General features: G+C 69.3%; 22 protein-coding genes and 2 pseudogenes. 9 read left to right on the top strand and 15 right to left on the bottom strand.

The window, feature by feature from the left end; translation table 11 throughout:
* Positions 1-210 precede the first annotated feature (210 nt).
* Complete coding sequence (locus AC4FS2_RS03675; protein ID WP_491153422.1) at positions 211-975, bottom strand: SDR family NAD(P)-dependent oxidoreductase; 765 nt, start codon at positions 973-975, stop codon at positions 211-213.
* A 35-nt stretch (positions 976-1,010) separates the two neighbouring features.
* On the opposite strand from AC4FS2_RS03675, the gene AC4FS2_RS03670 reads away from it, so the two are divergent.
* The 3 genes from AC4FS2_RS03670 to gadC all read left to right on the top strand — a co-directional run bounded on the left by AC4FS2_RS03670 (position 1,011) and on the right by gadC (position 4,998).
* A complete protein-coding gene (locus tag AC4FS2_RS03670; protein ID WP_491153424.1) occupies positions 1,011-1,565 on the top strand; it encodes a DUF6578 domain-containing protein in 555 nt (184 codons plus the stop codon).
* Between the two features lie 445 nt (positions 1,566-2,010).
* Positions 2,011-3,387, top strand: a complete 1,377-nt coding sequence (gene gad / locus AC4FS2_RS03665; protein WP_491153425.1) for a glutamate decarboxylase — start codon at positions 2,011-2,013, stop codon at positions 3,385-3,387.
* Between the two features lie 9 nt (positions 3,388-3,396).
* Positions 3,397-4,998, top strand: coding sequence for a glutamate/gamma-aminobutyrate antiporter GadC (gene gadC / locus AC4FS2_RS03660; protein WP_491153427.1), 1,602 nt, complete (start codon positions 3,397-3,399; stop codon positions 4,996-4,998).
* 87 nt (positions 4,999-5,085) lie between these two features.
* Here the strand turns inward: gadC and AC4FS2_RS03655 are convergent, their stop codons facing one another.
* The 5 genes and pseudogenes from AC4FS2_RS03655 to thyX all read right to left on the bottom strand — a co-directional run bounded on the left by AC4FS2_RS03655 (position 5,086) and on the right by thyX (position 8,755).
* Entirely contained in the window at positions 5,086-5,292 is a 207-nt protein-coding gene (locus AC4FS2_RS03655) for a hypothetical protein (protein WP_491153429.1), read from the bottom strand.
* An 87-nt stretch (positions 5,293-5,379) separates the two neighbouring features.
* Positions 5,380-5,994 (bottom strand): annotated as a pseudogene (locus AC4FS2_RS03650) (YhgE/Pip family protein); the annotation flags it as partial.
* Between the two features lie 120 nt (positions 5,995-6,114).
* A pseudogene (locus tag AC4FS2_RS03645) lies at positions 6,115-7,176 on the bottom strand (YhgE/Pip domain-containing protein); the annotation flags it as partial.
* An 11-nt stretch (positions 7,177-7,187) separates the two neighbouring features.
* A complete protein-coding gene (locus AC4FS2_RS03640) occupies positions 7,188-7,838 on the bottom strand; it encodes a hypothetical protein (protein ID WP_491176370.1) in 651 nt (216 codons plus the stop codon).
* A 173-nt stretch (positions 7,839-8,011) separates the two neighbouring features.
* Positions 8,012-8,755, bottom strand: coding sequence for an FAD-dependent thymidylate synthase (gene thyX / locus AC4FS2_RS03635; protein WP_491153432.1), 744 nt, complete (start codon positions 8,753-8,755; stop codon positions 8,012-8,014).
* Positions 8,756-8,858: 103 nt separating this feature from the next.
* Here thyX and AC4FS2_RS03630 point away from each other — a divergent pair, with 103 nt between their 5' ends.
* From AC4FS2_RS03630 to AC4FS2_RS03615, 4 genes are all read left to right on the top strand, one after another.
* The gene (locus AC4FS2_RS03630; RefSeq protein WP_491153433.1) at positions 8,859-9,296 is read left to right on the top strand and encodes a thioredoxin family protein; all 438 of its coding nucleotides are present in this window, start codon (positions 8,859-8,861) and stop codon (positions 9,294-9,296) included.
* Positions 9,289-9,852 carry a DUF4395 domain-containing protein gene (locus tag AC4FS2_RS03625; RefSeq protein WP_491153435.1) on the top strand — a complete coding sequence of 188 codons (564 nt, stop codon included), beginning with the start codon at positions 9,289-9,291 and terminating at the stop codon, positions 9,850-9,852. The genes AC4FS2_RS03630 and AC4FS2_RS03625 overlap by 8 nt, the downstream gene beginning before the upstream one ends.
* A 120-nt stretch (positions 9,853-9,972) precedes the next feature.
* A complete protein-coding gene (locus AC4FS2_RS03620; protein ID WP_491153437.1) occupies positions 9,973-10,398 on the top strand; it encodes an OsmC family peroxiredoxin in 426 nt (141 codons plus the stop codon).
* Positions 10,391-11,299, top strand: a complete 909-nt coding sequence (locus AC4FS2_RS03615) for a TIGR01777 family oxidoreductase (protein WP_491153439.1) — start codon at positions 10,391-10,393, stop codon at positions 11,297-11,299. The genes AC4FS2_RS03620 and AC4FS2_RS03615 overlap by 8 nt, the downstream gene beginning before the upstream one ends.
* Positions 11,300-11,312: 13 nt before the next feature.
* Here the strand turns inward: AC4FS2_RS03615 and AC4FS2_RS03610 are convergent, their stop codons facing one another.
* Entirely contained in the window at positions 11,313-11,768 is a 456-nt protein-coding gene (locus AC4FS2_RS03610) for a hypothetical protein (RefSeq protein WP_491153441.1), read from the bottom strand.
* Entirely contained in the window at positions 11,765-12,577 is an 813-nt protein-coding gene (locus tag AC4FS2_RS03605) for a 4-hydroxy-tetrahydrodipicolinate reductase (RefSeq protein WP_491153443.1), read from the bottom strand. The genes AC4FS2_RS03610 and AC4FS2_RS03605 overlap by 4 nt, the downstream gene beginning before the upstream one ends.
* 31 nt (positions 12,578-12,608) lie before the next feature.
* Here AC4FS2_RS03605 and AC4FS2_RS03600 point away from each other — a divergent pair, with 31 nt between their 5' ends.
* Positions 12,609-13,076, top strand: coding sequence for a GNAT family N-acetyltransferase (locus tag AC4FS2_RS03600; protein WP_491153445.1), 468 nt, complete (start codon positions 12,609-12,611; stop codon positions 13,074-13,076).
* 155 nt (positions 13,077-13,231) lie between these two features.
* Here AC4FS2_RS03600 and AC4FS2_RS03595 read toward each other — a convergent pair whose 3' ends face one another.
* The 3 genes from AC4FS2_RS03595 to AC4FS2_RS03585 all read right to left on the bottom strand — a co-directional run bounded on the left by AC4FS2_RS03595 (position 13,232) and on the right by AC4FS2_RS03585 (position 17,438).
* Positions 13,232-13,834: a histidine phosphatase family protein gene (locus AC4FS2_RS03595; protein ID WP_491153446.1), complete on the bottom strand. Its 603-nt coding sequence runs from the start codon at positions 13,832-13,834 to the stop codon at positions 13,232-13,234.
* A gap of 98 nt (positions 13,835-13,932) precedes the next feature.
* A complete protein-coding gene (locus AC4FS2_RS03590) occupies positions 13,933-14,958 on the bottom strand; it encodes an aldo/keto reductase (protein WP_491153447.1) in 1,026 nt (341 codons plus the stop codon).
* A gap of 194 nt (positions 14,959-15,152) precedes the next feature.
* Positions 15,153-17,438 (bottom strand): polyribonucleotide nucleotidyltransferase, encoded by a 2,286-nt coding sequence (locus tag AC4FS2_RS03585; RefSeq protein WP_491153449.1) that lies wholly within the window; start codon positions 17,436-17,438, stop codon positions 15,153-15,155.
* 378 nt (positions 17,439-17,816) lie between these two features.
* On the opposite strand from AC4FS2_RS03585, the gene AC4FS2_RS03580 reads away from it, so the two are divergent.
* Complete coding sequence (locus AC4FS2_RS03580) at positions 17,817-18,002, top strand: DUF5302 domain-containing protein (protein WP_491153451.1); 186 nt, start codon at positions 17,817-17,819, stop codon at positions 18,000-18,002.
* 45 nt (positions 18,003-18,047) lie between these two features.
* Here the strand turns inward: AC4FS2_RS03580 and AC4FS2_RS03575 are convergent, their stop codons facing one another.
* From AC4FS2_RS03575 to AC4FS2_RS03560, 4 genes are all read right to left on the bottom strand, one after another.
* The gene (locus tag AC4FS2_RS03575) at positions 18,048-18,803 is read right to left on the bottom strand and encodes a fructosamine kinase family protein (RefSeq protein ID WP_491155658.1); all 756 of its coding nucleotides are present in this window, start codon (positions 18,801-18,803) and stop codon (positions 18,048-18,050) included.
* A gap of 14 nt (positions 18,804-18,817) precedes the next feature.
* A complete protein-coding gene (locus AC4FS2_RS03570) occupies positions 18,818-19,483 on the bottom strand; it encodes a CE1759 family FMN reductase (RefSeq protein ID WP_491153453.1) in 666 nt (221 codons plus the stop codon).
* A gap of 1 nt (position 19,484) precedes the next feature.
* Positions 19,485-20,690 (bottom strand): LLM class flavin-dependent oxidoreductase, encoded by a 1,206-nt coding sequence (locus AC4FS2_RS03565; protein WP_491155660.1) that lies wholly within the window; start codon positions 20,688-20,690, stop codon positions 19,485-19,487.
* Between the two features lie 108 nt (positions 20,691-20,798).
* A complete protein-coding gene (locus tag AC4FS2_RS03560) occupies positions 20,799-21,683 on the bottom strand; it encodes an alpha/beta fold hydrolase (protein ID WP_491153454.1) in 885 nt (294 codons plus the stop codon).
* Positions 21,684-21,753 lie beyond the last annotated feature (70 nt).

Here is a 21,753-nt window from a genome sequence, read left to right as displayed (position 1 = left end):
GGGCCGAATCCGGCACTCACCCCCTCCCCAAGCGACATCTCCTCCCCAAACGCCCGCGCCGGACGCTGGCCGCCGATAGCGGGCGCGCTCACGGGCACGTCGGGAGGAGAAGTGCACTCGGGAGGGCCGAATCCAGCACTCACCCCCTCCCCACGCGACATCTCCTCCGCCAGCGCACAGGCATCGGGAGGGTCGGAGGGGGATGCCGCGTCAGCGGCCCCGACCGGCGGCCTTGACCACCACGGCGTCGGGCAGGAGACGGGAGGCGGTGACGAGCGCCTTGTATCTGCGGGACGGGATGGAGACCGACCTGCCCCGGCCGAGGTCTCGGAGCGACTCGCGGACGACGTCCGGCGCGTCCAGCCACATCCAGTCCGCGATCCCCTCCTCGCCCGGCGGCAATCCGAGCCGCTCGTGGAAGTTGGTGTGCACGAAGCCGGGGCAAACGGCCGTCACGGTCACACCCCGGTCGCGGTACTGCACGTTCGCCCACCGGCTGAAGCTGACGAGCCACCCCTTCACGGCGCCGTAGGTGCCCCGCGGGATCAGCCCCGCGACGGACGCGAGGTTGAGGATCTTGCCGCTTCCCCGCGCGAGCATGCCGGGCAGCGCCGCGTGCATGAGCCGCATCGGCACCTCGACGTGCAACTGAAGATGCCTCACCTCGTCCTCGATCGGGTTCCGCTCGAACGCCAGCGGCAGGCCGTAGCCGGCGTTGTTCACGAGCAGGTCGATCGGATGCTGCCCATCGGACAGGCGCGCGACCACCGTGTCGCGCTGCTCGGCGTCGAGAAGGTCGGCGACCAGCACCCGGGCCGAAACCCCGTGCGCGTCGCGGACGGAGGTGGCGAGTGCCTCCAGCGCGTTGCGGTCGCGGGCGACCAGCACGAGATCCATCCCCCGCGCGGCCAGCTGTCGCGCGTACTCGGCGCCCAGGCCGGAGCTCGCTCCCGTGATCAGTGCCGTACGTGCCATCACGGCCAGCCTAGGACCGCCGTTAGTCTGGCGCCATGACGCGCGTGTGGCTGACCGGATGGGAATGGGGATGCTGCGGGGAGCCCTTCCGCGTGGGCGACGCCGTCGACTTCGGCATCGCCTCCCGCGCGGGCGATGCGTGGCTTCACGAGCTCCTCGGATCCGACCTCGCCGCAACCGTCGACGCGGTCGAGTCGCACCACGAGGAGGAGTTCCCCGACCGGGTGCGCGGGGTGGTCACGGCCGTGCACGCAGTCGCGATCGGATACGTGGAACGCCGCGAGCTGCGCCGTCCGGGGCACGGCGCGCCCCCCGATGCCGTCGCCCCACGAGCGGGCGAGGAGTGGCCGGAAACTCGGCGACAGGTTGGCGACGGGATCTTCATCGGTACACGCCCGTCGCGGTACGTGGTCGTCCGCGAACCCGTTCCGGACAGCGCGACCCTTCATCCGGTCGAGGGCGTGCGTCTGCCCGGCCCAGAGGGCGGAGCCGTCATACCCACCAGGAACCCTCTGCCGGACCCGCCCCCGGAGCGCCGTCTGCGATCGACGGCCGGATGGCTCGTCGACCTCGAGGCTGACCGCGCGTGACCGGGCAGCGGCCCGAGCGTCACCCGATCCCTTCGGTCACCGTCTCGTTGTACGAGAACTCCAGGTCGAGGTTTCGACCGAAGTAGTGGTCGCGGGTGGTGTCCCTCGCGCCTGCGCACATGGGACCGTCTCCGATGGGTGCTCGTTCGTCTCCCGTTGGGGGCCTCGGTACGTCCGGCCAAGACCGCATCGCCAGGGGCGAACGACCCACAACAATCGCTGCTGCTCGGCGCGACCCGCCGCTGGTTCCGCCCGTCTGCGCGGCATTCTCCACGCGCGCCGCCGCTCCGACGGGCCATCCGTCGGGGGGGACGAACGACCCTGGTCCGGCCGCGTGCCCCCGACGTACGCTCGCCACGGGTGCACGACCGCGGACCCCTCGTCGGCCGTCGCACCTGTGACGACCACCTACTTGTGGCCGCTCGGGAGCTAGACAGGAGATGTCATGAACGCATTCCAGGCCAGCGGTGATCTGACTCCGAGGTTCGCGCGGCCCGGTGAGGCGACCATCGCCGCCCGCCACGTCATCCCCCAGGAGGAGTCCCTCCCCGACACCGCAAAGCAGATCGTCGACGACGAGACGATGCTCGACGGCAACTCCCGCCTCAACCTCGCCACCTTCGTGGGGACGTGGATGGACGAAGACGCCAAGCAGGTGTACGAGGCGTCGTTCGACAAGAACATGATCGACAAGGACGAATACCCGCAGACCGCGGCTATCGAGGACAACTGCTGGCACATGCTGGCGAACCTCTGGAACGCGCCCGACGCCTCCCAGAGCATCGGCACGTCGACGATCGGTTCGTCGGAGGCCTGCATGCTCGGCGGCCTCGCCTTCAAGCGGCGCTGGCAGCAGTCACGCCGCGTCGCCGGGAAGGACACGTCCAAGCCGAACCTGGTGATGTCATCCGCGGTGCAGGTGTGCTGGGAGAAGTTCTGCAACTACTTCGACGTCGAACCCCGGTTCGTGCCGATCAGCATGGACCACAAGACCCTCGACGGGTACGACCTCGAGAAGTACGTCGACGAGAACACGATTGGCGTCGTGGCCATCCTGGGGGTCACCTACACCGGCATGTACGAGCCGGTCGCCGAGATCGCCAAGGCGCTGGATGACATCGAGGCCAAGACCGGCCTCGACATCCCGATCCACGTGGACGGGGCATCCGGGGCGATGATCGCGCCGTTCCTCCAGCCCGACCTCGTCTGGGACTTCCGCCTCGAACGCGTGCACTCAATCAGCACCTCGGGCCACAAGTACGGCTTGGTGTACCCAGGCTTGGGCTGGGTGGTCTGGCGCAACACGCAGTGGCTGCCCGAGGACCTGGTGTTCCAGGTGAGTTACCTCGGCGGGCAGATGCCGACGTTCGCCCTGAACTTCTCCCGCCCCGGCGCACAGGTGCTGCTGCAGTACTACATGTTCCTCCGCCTCGGGTTCGAGGGGTACCGCGCCGTGCAGCAAGCGTCGCAGGACGTCGCGAAGTACCTCGCCAAAGGTATCGCCAAGATCGGCGCCTTCGAGCTGTGGAACGACGGCAGCGACATCCCCGTCTTCGCGTGGTACCTGAAAGACGGGCACACCAAGAACTGGAATCTCTACCACCTGCAGGATCGACTGCGGATGAAGGGCTGGCTCGTGCCGGCGTATCCCATGCCCGATGACCTGAGCGATCTGACGGTGCAGCGCATCGTGGTCCGCAATGGTCTGAGCATGGACTTGGCCGCCGAACTGCTCGAGAGCATCGAGACCGAGACCGCCTACCTCGATGCACTCGAATCGCCCATGCCCGTCGAAGCCCAACACTCCGGTTTCCACCACTAGGCGGCGGAGATGTCGACCAACGCATCGAATCAGACAGCGGATGCTGCCGCGAAGGCCGCGTCCAATCATCCGCTCACGTCCCGCAAAGTCGTCACGAGCTTCCTGGGAGTCGGCCAGCTCGCACTGCTGACGCTCGTGGTCGTGGCGAGCCTGCGTTCCCTCCCCGCGATGGCCGTGTACGGGCTCGGGAGCGTCACCCTCTACATCATCCCCGCCGTCCTCTTCCTCATCCCGACCGCGCTCGTGGCCGCCGAGCTGGCCACAGGGTGGAAAGGCGGTGTCTACGTCTGGGTCCGCGAGGCCTTCGGCAACCGCTGGGGGTTCACGGCGGTCTGGCTCCAGTGGATCCAGAATGTCGTCTGGTACCCGACGCAGATCGCGTTCATCGCCGCGGCGCTGGCGTTCGTGTTCGTCGACCCGTCGCTGGCGAACTCAGGGCTCTTCACCGCGATCGTGATCCTGGTGCTGTACTGGGGGTCGACGCTCATCACGCTGCGCGGCGGCAACCTCTTCGCCAAGCTCGGCTCGTGGGGCGGCATCCTCGGCACGCTCCTGCCGGCCGTGCTGCTCATCGTGTTCGGCTTCATCTGGCTCGGCACCGGCCAGAAGAGCGAGGTGCCGCTGGACGCCTCGGCGATCATCCCGCCGTTCACCGGCATCGCCTCCATCGTGCTGATCGTCTCCAACGTGCTGGCGTACGCGGGCATGGAGGTGAACGCCGTCCACGTGAACCAGATGAAGGATCCCGGCAAGGGGTACCCGCGGTCGGTGCTGCTGGCCTCGATCCTGATCCTTCTGGTGTTCATCCTGCCGACGATCGCCATCTCGATCGCCGTGCCGGAGAAGGAGCTGGGGCTCACCAACGGCATCATGCTCGCCTTCCAGGCCTACTTCGACAAGTGGGATCTCGGATGGGGAACCGCGGTGGTGTCCGCGCTCATCGCGGCTGGCGCGCTCGCATCTGTCATCACGTGGATCGCCGGTCCGTCGAAGGGTCTGCTCGCCGCGGCCGAGACCGGGCTGCTGCCGCCGGCGCTGCAGAAGCGCAACAAGGCGGGGGTCCAGTCCGGCATCCTCATGCTGCAGGGCACCATCGTGACGATCCTCGCGGCGATCTTCGTCGTCGTGCCCAACGTCAGCGCCGCGTTCGTCGCTCTCGTCGACATGGCCGCTGCGATCTACCTCATCATGTACATGCTGATGTTCGCCGCCGCGATCGTCCTGCGCCGCAAGGAACCCGACGTGAAGCGCACCTACCGCGTACCGGCGATGAACCTCGTGGCCGGTGTCGGATTCGTCGGGTGCCTCGCCGCGTTCCTGCTCGCCTTCATCCCCCCTGATGGATTCACGGCATTCCCACCCGCCGTGTACCCGTGGATCGTGGGTCTGGTCATCGTGGTGCTCGGCGCTCCGCCGCTCGTCTTCTACGCCCTCCGCCGACCTGGATGGGACCGCCGCAGCGAAGCCGACAAGACCAAGCACGGCACCCACGACGAGGATGACGCCCAAGGCAACTCGGAGTCAGGACCCGCCGCCGCCTCGGCGGCGCGCCCGCCGACGACGGGATCCGCGCGGGGTACGAACAAGTCGAGCCGCCGGACGCCGGATTAGAGAACTCGGAATCAGCGAGCCCGTCGTGGTCGTCACGAAGGCGCCCCAGGGTCACCCGCTGCGCACGCCCGCGTGATGAGCCCCGGTTCACGACGCGGACCGCTTGAGAGCACCGGGCAGGGCGATCCGTCGGTGCTCGAGGCGACGTGGCTCTCGATCCTCAGCGAAGGCATGGTGGGTGCGCCCGGCTTCCGAACGCCACGCCGACGACAGCACGCCCGCGAAGGCGGTCGCCACCCCGGGCACGACGCTGAGGAGCCGGCATACCACGGCGATGCCCGGCTGGCTCGCCACAGCCGGTGGGTGTGTGGCGAGGGAGCTGGAAGGGGGGTAAACCCGCGCATCATCCCCGTTCTTCTCGGCCATCGATGGGCCGGACCGTTACTGGATGATGCTGGGTTGCAGGTCGCCCAGTGTGAAGAAGCGGGTCATCCGAGTGACCCCCGCCGCCGCCACGATGGCTGCAACGAGCGCCCAGCAGAGCACCACCCCCATGTCGGTCCAGACACGGGAAAGATCGCCGCCGTACATGACCTGGCGCAACGCGTCGACGATGAAGCCCATCGGCAGCACCTCGTGCAGCGCCGCCAGCGGCGCGGGCAGCGTCTGCCAGGGGAACGTGCCCCCCGCGGTCACGAGCTGAAGAACCATGAGCACGAGCCCGAGGAACTGACCCACCGCCCCCAGCCAGATGTTCAACGCCAGGATGATCCAGGTGTACGAGGCCGAAGCGAACACGAGCAGCCCCAGCACGGCCGCCGGGTTGGCGAATCTGAACTGCAGGGCCAGCGCAAGCACGGCGAAAAGCCCGACCATCTGCACCGCTCCGAGCAGGGCCGGGGTGGCCCATCCGGCGATCGTCACGCGCACCGGCACCTCCATGGCGCTCACCGCCCGACGCGAGACCGGCTTGACGATGAGGAACAGCGCGTAGATCCCGATCCACGCCGCCAGCGCGGCGAAGAACGGCGCCAGCCCCGCGCCGTAATTCTGCGCGGTGGCGAGCGATGTGGTCTCGATGCGGACCGGCTCGGCCAACGTGGCGCTCTGCTTTTCGCGCGTCGCCTCATCGGCGTCGGGCACCTGTCCGGCGCCGTCCTGCAGCCCGGTGGTGAGCTCGCCCGCACCGGCCGACAACTCGGTGATTCCGGCGGCCAGCTGGTCGATGCCGCCGCGCAGCTCGGTCGCCCCCGATTCCGCTGACCCCAGTCCCCCGGCCAGGCTCGACGCCCCGGCAGCGACCTCCCCCGCCCCGGCCGAGAGGCGGTCGATGCGCGACACCGCACCCTGCAAGCGGTCGTTCAGGCTGCGGAGCCGGTCACCCACCGGTTGGAGACGGGCGACGGCCTGGTCGATCTGATCCTGCGGGAGACCCGCGTCGGTCAGGACCTGGACGAGATCGGCCTGCACCTGCGGAAGGTCGGCAGTGGCCCGCGCGGCCAGCGCGCCCGCGTCGTCCGCGACGCCGTCCAGTTCTCGCACGCCGGCGGCGACCTCCTGCGCTCCCGCCGCCAGGCTCTCGCTTCCCTCGCGCAACTGCGCGGTCCCATCGAGGAGTTGCTGCGATCCTGAGCGCAGCTGCTCGGCGCCGGCTCCGGCCGTCGACAGTCCCTCAGAGAGTTGCCCGGCTCCGGACGCGGCCTCCAGCAGTTTGGCGCGGATCTCGGCGAGGCCGCCCAGCACTGCCGACGCCGCCTCATCGATCACCTTCCGGGCGATGACGTTCTGCACCCGCTGGACGGCCTGCGTGCCGATCGAGGAGGCCAAGTAATTGTTGGCGTCGTTCGTGCGCAGTTCGATCGCCGCGCGCTCAGGCGCGGATCCTGTGATCGAGGCGACGGCCTCCGAGAAATCGCGGGGTACGACGATGAGGAACTCGTATCTGCCGTCCCGCAGGCCCGTCTCCCCGGCGCGCTCGCCGACGACGCTCCACCGAAACGTCTTGCTCTTGCGCAGTTCCTCGGAGATCTCGTCGCCGAGATTGCGCTGCTCTCCCTGGATCTGAGCGCCCGCGTCCAGGACGACGATTCCGGCGGGAATGCTCCCGAGCCGCTGGTACGGATCCTGGTTCGCCCACAGATAAAAGCCCCCGTAGAGGATCGGCACACACAGCAGTGCGACGAGGGCGAGGGCCGACATCGGTCTGGACACCAACCGCCGCAACTCGGCGGCCACCATATGGGAGATCTTCATGACGCACCGGTCGGGCCTGCCGCGATCGCCCGCGGCGCCGGGTCGTCGGGCACGCCGATGCGCGCACCCAGGACGAGGCGCGAGGCCTCCCCGGCGATCACGAGCACGGCGAACCGGCGGGCGGCGAACTCGGCCACGAGCGACCACCAGTCGCGAGGATCTGCACCGTGGCGATCGGGTGACACCAGCACCAGTCCGCTGACGTTCTTGCGCAGCACCGCCAGCTCACACAGTATGCGCAGACGCCGTACCGGTTCGAGGTTGCTGACCGGACGGCGGGCGGCGTCGCTCATCCCCTGTTCGCGCAGCCAGCGTCGCGCCGCGACCGGCCCCGAACGCTGACCGGCGAACATCAGCTCCTCCGCAACGACAGCCGCGACGGCCACGTTGGGTTCGGGCGCCGAGATGTCCGGGGCGTCGACGAGGGCCACCATCCGGCGCAACGCACGTGCATCGGGTCGGCCGTCGAGGAGCACCGCGCCGGTGTCCGGTCGCATCCGGCCCGCGGCCAGCAGTCCCAGGACCGTGGGTCGCTGCTCCGTCTCGGCCAACCCGAACGTCGTCCGCCCGGTTTCGAACTCCACCGTCATGGGCGGAAGTGCATGAGCGCGTTCGTCCTTGCCGACGCCGTCCAGGTGGACGCGCACGGCTCACACCACCTTCAGCACCGTCACGGTTCGGGCGCGGAGTGAGCATGAATCGGCCATGTCCACTCCCTCCGGGCGAGGGCCTCGCCGCTGCTCACTCTCGCCGCGGCGGGGACGAATGACCAGAGACTAAAGACCCAATCGGAGGCAGCGCGTCATGCCGCCGGCGTCCCTCAGGGAGCCACGCGGCCGTTCGCGTTGAACGCGGAGTGGGTGAGCGGCATGAGCTCGGTCCAGAGCTTCTCCATCTTCTCCGCGCACATCTCGATCTCCCGCTGGGGGAACGACGGGAAGTGGGTGCCCTCGACCTTGGTGCGCAGCGACAGGAAGTTCATGAGGGAGCGCGCGTTCATCGTCACGTACATCGACGAGTAGATGTTCAGGGGCAGCACGATGCGTGCGACCTCGCGGGCGACGCCGGCGGCCAGCATCCGCTGGTACGCCGAAAACGCGAACTCCGCGGCATCCTTCGTCGCGGTGTCGACGAGCGCGTGCTGCTCGGGACTGCCGGGGAGGAACTCGTAGGCGCCGGGTTTGCCCACCTGCACCAGGTTGCGCTCCGGAGCGGGAACGTAGAAGACCGGTCGGAGCTCGCGGTAGCGGCCCGATTCTTCGTTGTACGAGGCGATGCGGTGACGCATGAACTCGCGGAAGACGAAAATCGGCGCCTGCACGTAGAAGGTCATCGAGTTGTGCTCGAAGGGCGAGCCGTGCCGGTCGCGCATGAGGTAGTTGATGAGGCCCCGGTCGCGCCCCGACGCCTCGGTGCCGGACTGCGCAGCCTCCAGAGTCTGCTCGCCCTGGGTGGAGACGCGGGCGGCGAAGAGCACATCGGCATCCGACGCGCTGGCTCGCACCAGCTCGACGGTGACGTCGCTGCGGAATTCGATCTCGGGGCGGATGTCGGCGTCAGTCACGGTGCCACCCTACTGCCGTCGGCCGACAGCGATCGTTACGCCGTCCGCGTCATGTGGAACATCTCTGCCCACGGACCGGCGGGGGCCGATAACGTGGCTCCTGATGTCACTCTTCGACGCCATGCTCGCGCTCACGGCCCTCCTGGCCGCGGTGCTCGTGAGCGGACTCGTCGTCCGCCATCGGGCGGTGCGCATCCGCAGGGACGTCCCGCACGAGGTCATCCAGCCGGAGCGGCTCGGTGCCGACGGGCTCGGTGAAAGGGCGACGCTGCTGCAGTTCAGCACCGACATGTGCTCGAGGTGCCCGGGGCTGCACCGGATACTGTCATCCGTCGCCGCCGGGCACGACGGTGTCCGCCACCTCAACGTCGACCTCACACACCGGCCCGACATCGCCAAGCACTTCCGCGTCCTCCAGACGCCCACCACCCTCATCCTCGACCGTCATGGCGCCGTGCAGTCCCGTATCGGCGGCGTGCCGGGGCGCGACATGCTCGAGCTGGAGCTCACCCGCTTGACCGGCGAGGGCGCTCGTGCCTGACGCCCTGCCCGCGGGCATCGACCCGCGCGGACCCCGCTTCGCGGCAGGCATCACCGCCCTGTTGCTCGCCATCGATGTCGTGCTGGGGCTCACCGGAATCTCCACGGCCCGCGCACCGGAACGCCTGACGGGCGACTTCGCTTTCGTCAGCGGTTCGTGGTCCGTGACAGTGGCTCCCCTGTCCGCTCGCTTTCTCGACCCGGGGTTCCTGCTGCTGGCCGTGATCGCGCTGCTGTTCCTGTGGGGCGTGGTGTCGCCGCGCACCGCACCGTGGGGCGTTCTCTACCGCCGCGTCGTCCAACCGCGCCTCGGCCCGCCGGCCGAACGGGAAGACCCGCGCCCGCCGCGCTTCGCGCAGGGCGTCGGCCTCGTCGTCACCGCCGCGGGACTGCTGCTCCACGTGCTCGGCGTCCCATGGGCGCTCCCGATCGCCGCCGGGATGGCGTTCGTGGCCGCGTTCCTCAACGCCGCCTTCGGGCTGTGCCTGGGCTGCCAGCTCTACCTGCTGCTGCAGCGCGTGGGCATCCTGGGCCGGCGCCGCCCCGCCTCCGCCTGACGCACCCGCGGGTACCACGCAGGTCTCACGCTGTCGAGGCATCCCGTCCCCCGCGCCGTCCGATTAGGCTCGCACCGACACCGCCCGACGCGGTGCCACCGTCGACCCGGGAGGTATTCCATGACCGTCACGAGCGAAGCCCGCACCGCCTGGAGAGGCAGTCTCATGGAGGGATCGGGCCAGGTGGCGCTTGCCACCTCCGGCGCCGGAACCTTCGACGTCAACTGGAAGGCTCGCAGCGAGGGGTCCACATCGGTGACGACCCCGGAAGAGCTCCTCGCCGCCGCGCACTCCGCCTGCTTCAGCATGGCGCTGTCGCATGCCCTCGCGCAGAACGGCACCCCGCCGGAGTCGGTGGATGCGACGGCATCCGTGACCTTCAAGCCCGGCACCGGCATCAGCGGCAGCCACCTCAACGTGAACGCCGTCGTCCCGGGCATCGACGCCGAGACGTTCGAGCGCATCGCCGCGGAGGCCAAGGCCAACTGCCCCGTCTCGCAGGCCCTCGCCGGCATCGAGATCACCCTCGAGGCAACGCTTGCCTGACACCCGCCGTGTCGTCGTCGCGGGCGCTTCCGGCCTCATCGGAAGCGCCCTCGCCGACAGCCTGCGCGCCGACGGCATCGAGGTCACCACCCTCGTGCGCCGTCCCGCGGCGGCACCGGGCGAGGTGGAATGGCTGACCGGTCCGGAACCGCTCGATCCGGACGTGCTCGCCGGCGCCGACGCCGTCGTTGCGCTCAACGGCGCAAGCATCGGCCGCTTCCCGTGGACGCCGCGGTATAAGAGCACCCTGTTGTGGTCGCGCATCACCCCGACCCGCACGCTCGCCACGGCGCTTCGCGCGCTGGGGGCGGATGCTCCGGCTTTCGTCTCCGCGTCCGCCGTCGGGTACTACGGGTCGGTGCCCGGTCGTCGACTCACCGAAGAATCGCCCCGCGGGGAGGGGTTCCTCGCCGACCTCTGCGGCGAGTGGGAGAACGCCGCCCGCGCGGCCGGTTCGCACGCCCGTGTCGCTCTCCTCCGGACAGCGCCGCTCGTGCACCCGGACGGGGTGCTCAAGCCGCTTCTCCTGCTCACCCGGCTCGGACTGGCCGGCCCCATCGGACGAGGCACCCAGGTCTGGCCCTGGATCTCGCTCGTGGACGAGGTCCGCGCCATCCGCCATGTGATGGACGAGGGGCTGGAAGGCCCCGTCAACCTCGTCGGTCCCACTCGCGCGACAGCCAACGACCTCGGCTTCGCACTCGCGCTGCGGATGAACCGGCCCTACGTGCTGCGCGCCCCGGCGTGGGCGCTGCGGCTGGTGCTCGGATCCGACGCGACCGAGGCGATCCTCACCTCCGACGCCGATGTCGTCCCCGAAGTGCTGGAGCGGGGCGGATTCCGCTTCACCCACCAGACCGTCGATTCGGCGATCGCGGCCGTGGTTCCCCCGGCGGCCTGAGGCGCCGCATCCCTCATCGGGTGCCGCGGCGCTCCGTCCCCTCGAGCTGGATGGCACGGCGGATCGCCTCGCGCGCCCGGCGGCGATCGGATGCCGCGTCGTACGCCAGACCCAGGCGGTACCACGCCCGCCAGTCCTCCGGACTCTCCTCCACCTCGGCCCGGTACTGCGGGAAGACAGCGTCGCCGTCCTCACGCACCACACGGCCGCTCGGACGCACCGCCACGGAGTCGTCGGGAAGCGCATTGTCGATTTCGAGCCGCCGACCGAGCCGGTCTGCGCGCCATCCGAACCACAGTTCGCGACCCAGAGCCCACGCGGCGAGCAACGGCAGCACGAGGAGCGCGACGCCCAGGGCGATCCCGATGCCATCCCCGCTGATCAGCAACAGCCACGCCCGCTGACCCACCAGCACGATGTACAGCAGCAGGACCGCTGCCATCAGCGCGACGCCGATGCGCGCGGTCACAGGCCGGTTCCGCCCGCCACCTGCCCTGAGCCGCCCTCGACCGGCGCGGGACCGTCGACGCGCGGGGACGGGATGCGGATACCGACGTCGATGAAGCTGTCGAGTCCGACCGTGACCCCCACCGCGTCGCGCGCAGCGGTGAGCGCGATCCGGATGCCGGGGGCGTACGCGAGGGCCGGGTCGACGGTGTCGTGCACGATCGTCAAGGACTCTCCGGCCCCGGAGAGCACGACCTCCTGCCGCGCGACCACGCCCGGTCGGCGCAGCGAATGGATCGGCACGCTGGCGACCTGCTGACCACGGGCTCGCTGGTCGACGTGGGGCGATTCGACCGGCCCCACACCGGAGCGGGCCGCGGCGATGATCTCCGCCGTGCGGACAGCCGTGCCGCTCGGCGAATCGACTTTGGTCTCGCGGTGCGCTTCCACGATCTCGATCGACGGGAAATGCGGCGCCGCTGCGGCGGCGAGGGCGCTTCCGACGACCGATCCGAGCGAGAAGTTCGGGATGAACACGGCGCCGGTGCCGGCCGCATCCACGAGGGGGCGGATGAGCGCTATGCGTTCGCTTGACCACCCCGACGTGCCGACGAGGAGGTTGATGCCCCGCGCGATCGCGGCCCGCACGACGTCGATGGAGACAACGGTGGAGGAGGCATCCACCACCAGGTCGGCGCCCGCGAGCTCATCCAGACTCGAGGACGAGGTGAGGATCGAGGTCACCTCGAAATCGGGCGCGTCGTCGATCACGGATCGGATGACGCTGCCCAGCTTGCCGGTTCCGCCCACGAGAGCCACGCGCGTCGTCATGGTCCCACCCTAAGTGGCCTACCCTCGGAGCATGGTCACGATCCGTCCCGTGAGCGTCGACTCCCCCCACGCCCACGCGCTGCTGGAGGAGTACTTCGCCCTTCGCGCCTCGATCTTCCCCGGCGGCGGCTACCGAACGGTCTTCCCCTCTCCCGACTCCTTCCAAGATCCCGACGGCGTCTTCCTCGTGCTGTACGACGGCGAAGAGCCTGCCGGGTGCGCCGGCATCCGCCGCCTCCCCGACGGACCGCTGGGCCCGCGATTCGAGGTCAAGCACCTCTATGTGTGCGACGCCGGACGCGGCCGCGGCTGGGGGCGCATGCTGCTGCAGGATCTCGAGCGGCGCGCCGTCGAGGCCGGCGGAGCCGAGATGGTGCTCGATACCCATCACACCCTGGATGCGGCCGGATCGCTCTACGAGCGGTCGGGCTACGTCCCCACCGAGCCGTACAACGACAACACCAACGCGACGCGCTGGTACGCCAAGCCCCTCGCCTGAGCGCCCCACCGGGTCGCCCGCGCGTTGCTCTCGCCTCGACCGTCCGCCGCGGGGCGCGAGGACATATCGTTCGGCGAGAACACCCGGGTGGATGCCGACGGGATGTGAGCTCGTCGAGGACGTATGGTTTCGCGAACGGGCCTGCTGGCTGGGCGCTAGACCGGGCTCGGCTCGGGGAGGCCGGTGCGCAGCTCGACGGGCAGGTGGGCCAGGTCGTTGTGGGCGAGCAGCGTCCAGGGACGTCCGGGCTTCTGAGCAATGACGCTCAGCCCGCAATGCGCCTGGTTGAGGGTCATCCATCGCCAGTCGGGGGCCTGCAGAACCTCGCGGACGAACCATCCGATCACGAAGTTGTGCGTGATCAAGAGCTCGTGCACCTCGCCCGAGCGGCGGGCGAGGAATTCCGCCGTCGCGTCCGCCATCTGCGCGCCGCCGGCCTCGATCTCGGCCTCCGTCACTGCGCCGAAGAAGGGCTCGTAGGCGGAAGGAGTCTCGCTTGTCATCCCCGTGGGGATGCAGTCGAACAGCAGCGCGGACGGTGTCGGTGAGATCGCCTGCAACCGCTCAGCAACGGCCACAGCGGTCTGTTCGGCCCGCTGCAGAGGGGAGTGCCAGACCGCATCGAGGGGCACGCCGGAGAGGCGATCCGCCAGGGCGGCCGCCTGCCGGAGACCGCGCGGCGACAACGGCCCGTCGACCAGACCGTGCTCAGCGTCGAGATGCTCGCCGTGGCGCACGAGGTAGATGTAGTGCGTCACGTCAGCTCGCTTCGTCGTCGGTCGGCATGCTCGGAAGCACCCTCCCACCCTACGACAGGGGCGACGGGAGGGGACGGGAGAAGTCGGCGCGCCGCGCTTCAGGCGATCGCGCGCGCGATGTCGGACAGCTGGGCGCGGCTCAGCCGGACACCGACGCCCTGCACGAGTTCTTCGACGTGCTCGGGTGCGAAGGCGTTGACGATGGGGGCGGTGACGATGCGCTCTGCCAGCAGCCACGCGACCGCCACGGCGGCGACCGGAACGCTCAGTTCCGCGGCAAGCGCGTCGAGAGCGCGGAGCGTGCGGGTGCCGCGACGAGTGAGGCTGGCCGCCATCTGCGCGCCGCGCACCGAGCGCACATCGCGCGAACGTCGCCGCTGCGCACCGGCGAGGAACCCGTGCTCGAGGGCGTGCGACGGCGTCACGGCCATGCCCTGAGCGCCGGCCACGAGGCGCAGATCGCCATCGAACTCGTCGCGGCGAACCACGTTGTACGGCACGTCGAGCACGGTGATGCGAGGGTACCCAGCCGCCGCCAGGATGCGGGCTTCCACGAGCTGCGCCGCCGTGTAGCCGTACGCGCCGACGGTGCGGACCTTGCCCGACTCGACCAGCCACTCCGAGGTCGCGAGGGTGTCTTCCAGGGGAACCGGGTCGGCGGCTTTCGCATCGAGGTAGAGCACGTCGATGCGGTCGGTCCCGAGGCGGGTCAGCGACGCTTCCACGGCGCGGACGAGGTTCACCGAACCGAGGCCGGGGTTATCGGGATGACGCCCGACGCGAACGGCGACCACCACTTCGTCGCGTGTCCCGCGCGAGCGCATCCATTGCCCGATGATGTACTCGCTTCGCCCCGCCGAGAAGCTGTCGGCCGTGTGCAGCATGTTGCCGCCGAGCTCCAAGTAGGTGTCCAGGATGCCGTGACTGGCTTCGACATCGACGTTCCACCCGAACTCTGCACCCCCCAAGGCGAGGGGGAAGACGTCGAGACCCGACTCCCCCAGCGGCACCCGGACGGCCTCGCCGAGGGCGGGTCCCTGCACGGGGATGGGAGCGGAAGGGTGCGAGGGAGCAGGCGGGCGCAAGCTCACAGAGGCCGGTTGACCGACGCTCAAGCCCGACATGGTGCGCTCCCAGGGTGAGGCCGGCGAGCACGGATCCAATCTGAAACCGCGCGCTCCGGCGCGTATTACGAGGCTATGTCCTGCCTCGGACACTCCCGCCGATTGAGCGCGCCCGTCGGTAAACATTGCATAACGCTTTGCGCAAGACGATGCCCGCCCCGCACAGGCGGGACGGGCATCGTTGTTCTTGCGGATCAGACCTCGACGGTCGCCTCAGCCGGGGCGTCAGCCGGAGCCTCGGTGTCGGAGGCCTCTTCGACGACCGGCTCGAGCGAGAGCTTGCCGCGGTCATCGATCTTCGTGATCTTCACGAGGATCTTCTGACCGACCGAGAGGACGTCTTCGACGTTCTCGACACGCTTGCCGCCGGCGAGCTTGCGAACCTCGCTGACGTGCAGCAGGCCGTCCTTGCCGGGCAGGAGCGAGATGAACGCACCGAACGTCGCGATCTTGACGACGGTTCCGAGGAACTGCTCGCCGATCTCCGGGTTGGTCGGGTTCGCGATCGCGTTGACCTGGGCACGCGCGGCCTCAGCCGACGGGCCGTCGGTCGCGCCGATGTAGACGGTGCCGTCCTCCTCGATGGAGATGTCGGCGCCGGTGGCGTCCTGGATCGAGTTGATCGTCTTGCCCTTGGGGCCGATGAGCTCGCCGATCTTGTCGACGGGGATCTGCACGCTGATCACGCGCGGGGCCGTGGGCGCCATCTCATCCGGCGCGTCGATCGCGGCGTTGAGCACACCGAGGATCGTGAGCCGTGCCTCGTGCGCCTGCTGCAGCGCGGCCGTGAGCACCGACGACGGGATGCCGTCGAGCTTCGTGTCGAGCTGGATCGCCGTGACGAACTCGCTCGTACCGGCGACCTTGAAGTCCATGTCACCGAGGGCGTCTTCGGCGCCCAGGATGTCGGTCAGCGCGGCGTAGCGCGTCTGGCCGTCGACCTGGTCGGTCACCAGGCCCATGGCGATACCGGCGACCGGCGCGCGCAGCGGCACACCGGCGTTCAGCAGCGACAGGGTCGAAGCGCATACGGAGCCCATCGACGTCGAGCCGTTGGAGCCCAGCGCCTCGGAGACCTGACGGATCGCGTACGGGAACTCCTCGCGGCTGGGCAGCACGGGCACGAGGGCGCGCTCGGCCAGGAAGCCGTGCCCGATCTCGCGGCGCTTGGGGCTTCCCACACGGCCGGTCTCACCGGTCGAGTACGGCGGGAAGTTGTAGTGGTGCATGTAACGCTTGCGCGTCACCGGCGACAGCGAGTCGATCTGCTGCTCCATCTTGAGCATGTTCAGCGTGGTGACGCCCAGGATCTGGGTCTCACCGCGCTGGAAGATCGCCGAGCCATGCACGCGCGGGATGACCTGCACCTCTGCGTCCAGCGGACGGATGTCCGCCAGGCCGCGGCCGTCCATGCGCACGCCCTCGGTGAGGATCCGGCTGCGCACGATCAGCTTCGTGACCGACTTGTAGGCGGCCGAGAACTCCAGGGTCGCGACGGCAGGCAGTCGGCCCGCTTCGACGGCGGCGAGAAGCTCAGCCTTCACAGCATCCTTCAGCTCGTCGTCGGCGTTCTGACGCTCGATCTTGTCGGCGATCTGGTAGATCGGCACGAGCTTGTCGTAGGCGAGGCCGGCGACGAAGTCGTAGGTCTCCTTGCTGTAAGGCAGGAAGACGGGGAAGTCCTTGATGGGCTTGGCCGCGGTGTTCGCCACGACGTTCTGCGCCGCGACGAGCTCCTTGATGAACGGCTTCGACGCCTCGAGGCCCTCGGCGACGACCTGCTCGTTCGGCTTGGTAGCGCCGCCCTTGATCAGGTTCCAGCTGCCTTCGGTGGCTTCGGCCTCGACCATCATGATCGCGACATCGTCCTTGCCGTCGGCGTCCGTGATGACACGGCCGGCGACGATCAGGTCGAAAACGGCGGTCTCGAGCTGCGCCGCGGTCGGGAACGCGATCCACTGGTCGGCGTGCTCGCCCGAGCCGGGGATGAGCGCGAGGCGCACACCGGCGATCGGACCGGAGAACGGCAGACCGGAGATCTGCGTCGACAGGGATGCGGCGTTGATCGCCAGCGCGTCGTAGAACTCGCCGGGCGCGATCGAGAGGATCGTCACAACGATCTGGACCTCGTTGCGGAGCCCCTCGACGAAGGACGGACGAAGCGGCCGGTCGATGAGACGGCAGACGAGGATCGCCTCGGTGGACGGGCGTCCCTCGCGACGGAAGAACGAGCCGGGGATCTTTCCGGCGGCGTACGAGCGCTCTTCGACGTCGACGGTGAGCGGGAAGAAGTCGAATCCTTCACGCGGGTGCTTGCCGGCGCTGGTCGCCGAGAGAATCATGGTCTCTTCGTCGAGGTACGCGGCGACGGCGCCCTGGGCCTGCTGCGCCAGACGGCCGGTCTCGAACCGGACAGTGCGGGTGCCGAAACGGCCGTTATCGAGAACGGCTTCAGCGGCGGTGATTTCTGGACCTTCCAAGAGGTCCCTCCTTCTTTGTTTAGACTCGCGCGTCCGTATGACGGGCGAGGCATTCGAAGGAGCAGGAACAGGCAGAAAGGGCGCGCGACGACAAGTCGGCGCGGTACCGGGCGACTGGCCACCAGTAGACGACCACCATCCGACACGGATGGGGATCCACCACAGGGGACCAGCGTCTGCCGGCCTGCTCCGCAGCTCATATGAAATTGAGCGGGGTACCGAATTCGGTAACCGACATCAGCGTATCAGGAGCGCCTCCGTCCCGGCTGAGGACTCCCCCGGGAACGGCGAGCGCACGCCCGGCACGGCATGCGAGCGGGACGAACCCCGCCGCCCCGTGCGGTGTACTCACGCGAAGTGCCCGCCTAGGCTAGGGATATGAGCAGTGAAGGCAAACCCGCGGGCGCAGCATCCGATGAGATGAAGCGCAAGTTCCGCGAAGCGCTCGACAAGAAGAACGCCGCCAACCGCAATGGCGAGGCACACCTGGACGGCGACTCGCCCGTCCATGGCACCCACGGCGCGGCGAGCTCCAAGCGGGAATTCCGCCGCAAGAGCGGCTGACCGGAGCTTTCCCGGGGCCGCCTTTCGGCCCGAACGCAGAGCCCTTCAGCCGGCCAGGGCGATCGTGCGCGCGGCCGCATCGGCCAGAGCCCGCCCGTACGAGCGGCCATGCCCGGCGGCATGCACCGCCAGGGGATGCAGCTGGTGCACCGGGATGCGGTCGCGCCAGCCCGCCCGCAGGGGACGGCGCTCGTCGTAGGCAGCGCGCGAGACGTCGAGGAACGGGCATCCGAACAGTTCGAGCATCGCCAGGTCGGTCTCGCGATGTCCGCCGTGCGCTGCCGGGTCGATGAGGACGACGCCCTCGCGCGACCACAGGACATTGCCGTTCCACAGGTCGCCGTGGAGGCGCGCCGGCGGGTCGCCGTCGTCGAAGGTGCCGGAGGCGATGATGGCGCACGCCCGCTCGACCCCACGGGCTTCGTCGACCGTCAGGTTGCCGGCATCCACAGCCGCCGGCACGAACGGCATCACACGCTGCGCGGCATAGAACGCCCCCCACGTCGCCGTCGGCTCGGCGGGCTGGCGACGCCGGCCGATGAAGGTCGGGCCGGTCCATCCCTCCGGCGGAGCGCCGAAGGCCTCCGCGCCCGCGGCGTGCGTATCGGCCAGCGCCCTCCCGAACGCCGCGGCAGACACCGCATCCGGTTCGCCCTGACGCACCCGCTCGAGAACGATGCGCCCGGGACCGACCTCCAGGACCCGCGCGAACCGGGCGCCGCCGGCCGCGGCGAGCCACTGCAGGCCCGCCGCCTCGGCCTCGAAGAAGCCCTCGGGTGCGTCGGCGCGCTCCTTGACGATGCGCTCCACGCCGGCTACTCCCCCGCCAGGCCGCCGAGAAGATGCCCGAACGAGCGCCCTTCCCCGAGGTAGGAGGACGGGTCGTAGGGATCGTCCTCCCGGGCAGGCTCCCGGGCGGCGATGGCCGCAGCGAGCTCCCTGGCCGCCCGATCGACCCGCGAGCCCAGTGGGGCGACCTCGTCCGCGCTGGCTCCCCAGTCGCTGGATGCGGCGAAGACGCCCGTCGGCACGGGGTTGGCGTGCAGATAGGTGAACAGCGGACGCAGCGCATAGTCGATCGCGAGCGAGTGCCGCGGGGTGCCGGCGTTCGCCCCGAGCAGCACAGGCACTCCGGCGAGGGCGTCGGGGTCGAGGATGTCGACGAACGACTTGAACAATCCCGAATAGCTCGTGGAGAAGATCGGCGTGACCGCGATGATCGCGTCCGCCGACACCACGGCGTTGATCATGGACTCGAGGCCCGGCGCGGCGAACCCGGTGAGGAGGTTGTTCGTGATGTCATGCGCGTAGTCGCGCAACTCGAACACATCGACCTCAGCATCGATCCCGTCGGGGTCGGATGCGGTGGTCGTTGCCCGAAGGGCTGTGACAGCCGCCGCTGCGAGGCGGTCGGCGAGCATCCGGGTGGACGAGGGGTTGGAGAGCCCCGCCGTCACCACGGCGATGCGACGGACGGTCATGTCACGCTCCCGTCCGGCTCGCAGCCGCCCCGAACGCGCTCCCGGTCCGCGCCGCGGTATCGCGGTACGGCGACCCGTCGGTGAGGTTGTCGCCGCGGTTTGCCTTCGGCCGCGCCTCGCGGGGCACGCCATCACCGTACGCGGCGGCGACGAGGTTGGCGTGGGTGGGAGCATCCGGAACCGACGCGGGGCGGTTCTGCGCGAGCTCCTTGCGGAGGACGGGCACGACCTCGCCGCCGAGGATGTCGAGCTGCTCGAGCACCGTCTTCAGCGGAAGACCCGCGTGATCCATCAGGAACAGCTGGCGCTGGTAGTCCCCATACGCGTCCCGCATGCCGGCGTATCGGTCGATGACCTGCTGGGGCGAGCCCACCGTGAGCGGGGTCATCTCGGTGAAGTCCTCGAGGCTCGGGCCATGGCCGTACACGGGGGCGTTGTCGAAGTACGGGCGGAACTCGCGAACGGCGTCCTGCGACTTCGCACGCATGAACGCCTGCCCGCCGAGCCCGACGATCGCCTGCTCGGGCGTGCCGTGCTCGTAATGCGCGAAACGCTCCCGGTACAGCGTGATCAGGCGCTGATAGTGCTCCTTCGGCCAGAAGATGTTGTTCGCGAAGAACCCGTTTCCGTAGAACGCGGCCTGCTCGGCGATCTCCGGCGTGCGGATGGAGCCGTGCCAGACGAAGGGCGGCACGCCGTCCAGCGGACGCGGGGTCGAGGTGAAGCCCTGCAGCGGGGTGCGGAACTTCCCTTCCCAGTCCACGACATCCTCACTCCACAAGCGGTGCAGGAGGTCGTAGTTCTCGATGGTCAGCGGCAGACCCTGACGGATGTCCTTCCCGAACCACGGATACACCGGCCCGGTGTTGCCGCGGCCGAGCATGAGGTCCACGCGTCCACCGGACACGTGCTGCAGCATCGCGAAGTCCTCGGCGATCTTCACCGGGTCGTTCGTGGTGATGAGGGTCGTGGAGGTGGTGAGGATGAGGCGCTCGGTCTGCGCCGCGATGTACGCGAGGGTCGTGGTCGGTGACGAGGACCAGAAGGGCGGGTTGTGGTGCTCCCCCAGCGCGAAGACGTCGAGGCCCACCTCCTCCGCGTGCTTGGCGATGGTCAGGGTGGCCTGGATGCGCTCCGCCTCGCTGGGCGTCTGGCCGGTCGTGGGATCTTCGGTGATATCGCTCACCGTCATGATGCCGAACTGCATGCCCGGCCACGTTTTGTCGTTCACGTTCTCTCCCGTGTCGTCCCGCGCTCAGATTATATGCGCGTGAATATACCTCGTGTAACGCGTCGCTCCTGAGGTTATTCCCGCTCACGCGGTCGCGAACAGGGCGAGCAGATCGCGCACCACCTGGTGCGGAGTGGTTTCGCACGGGCTGTGACCGGTGTCGTACACGGCGAAGCGCGCGCCGATGCGCTGGGCGTACGCGCGGTGCTGGGCGGTGGGCCACAGATCGTGCGAACCGACCGCGGACAGGAGCGGCACCTCCGCATCCCGCACTTCCCGGGCGACGTCGGGCATGCGCATCATCAGGCCCACGATGTCGTCGACGCTGCTCCGGCGGGTGAGCGCGAAACGTTCGCGCACGAACGCAATCCGCCTGGGCGAGACGCCGTTGAGGTTGTTGCGGATGCCCCACAGCATCAGCGTCGCCCCGCGGTGAGGGGATGCCAGCGGACTCAGCCGCCCGATGTGCTTGATCCCTCGGAAAACGTTGCCCGTCGCGGGGGGCGTCGAGAGCAACGTCAGGGAGGCGAACAGGTCGGGACGCCGAGAGAGGGTCACCTGCCCGACGAGGCCCGCGAAGGAGTACCCCACGACGTGCGCGGGCGCCGTGTCGTCCTCGAGCACCGCGATGAGATCATCGACGAAGAGGTCGTAGTCGTAGTGCGCGCGCGGCGGATGCAGACGCTCAGGACCTGCCCGATAGGACTCATACTGCCCCGCGAGGTCGAAGGCTTCGGCGCGGTACCCCGCGTCGGCGAGCAGCGGGAGCATGAGGGTGAAGTCTTCCTTCGAGCCGGTCGCGCCAGGAACGAGCACGATGCGGCCGCGCTCCCCCGAGCCCATGGCCACGCGCGCGATGGCACCACTGGGTGCCGCGAACACATCGCTCTCGGCGCCGACCGGCAGCACGCGCCAATCGAGGTCCGACAACGCTCGGTCGCGGCTCACGGCATCATCGAGAGTGGTCATCGGCGGTACAGTATCGCTTCGCCGTCCGTGCAAGGGGGGTCGGCGCGTCGATCGGGCGAGATAGTGTGAC

This window comes from Microbacterium sp. Z10_103, assembly GCF_058310455.1.
This window is presented reverse-complemented; position numbering and strand designations above follow the sequence as displayed.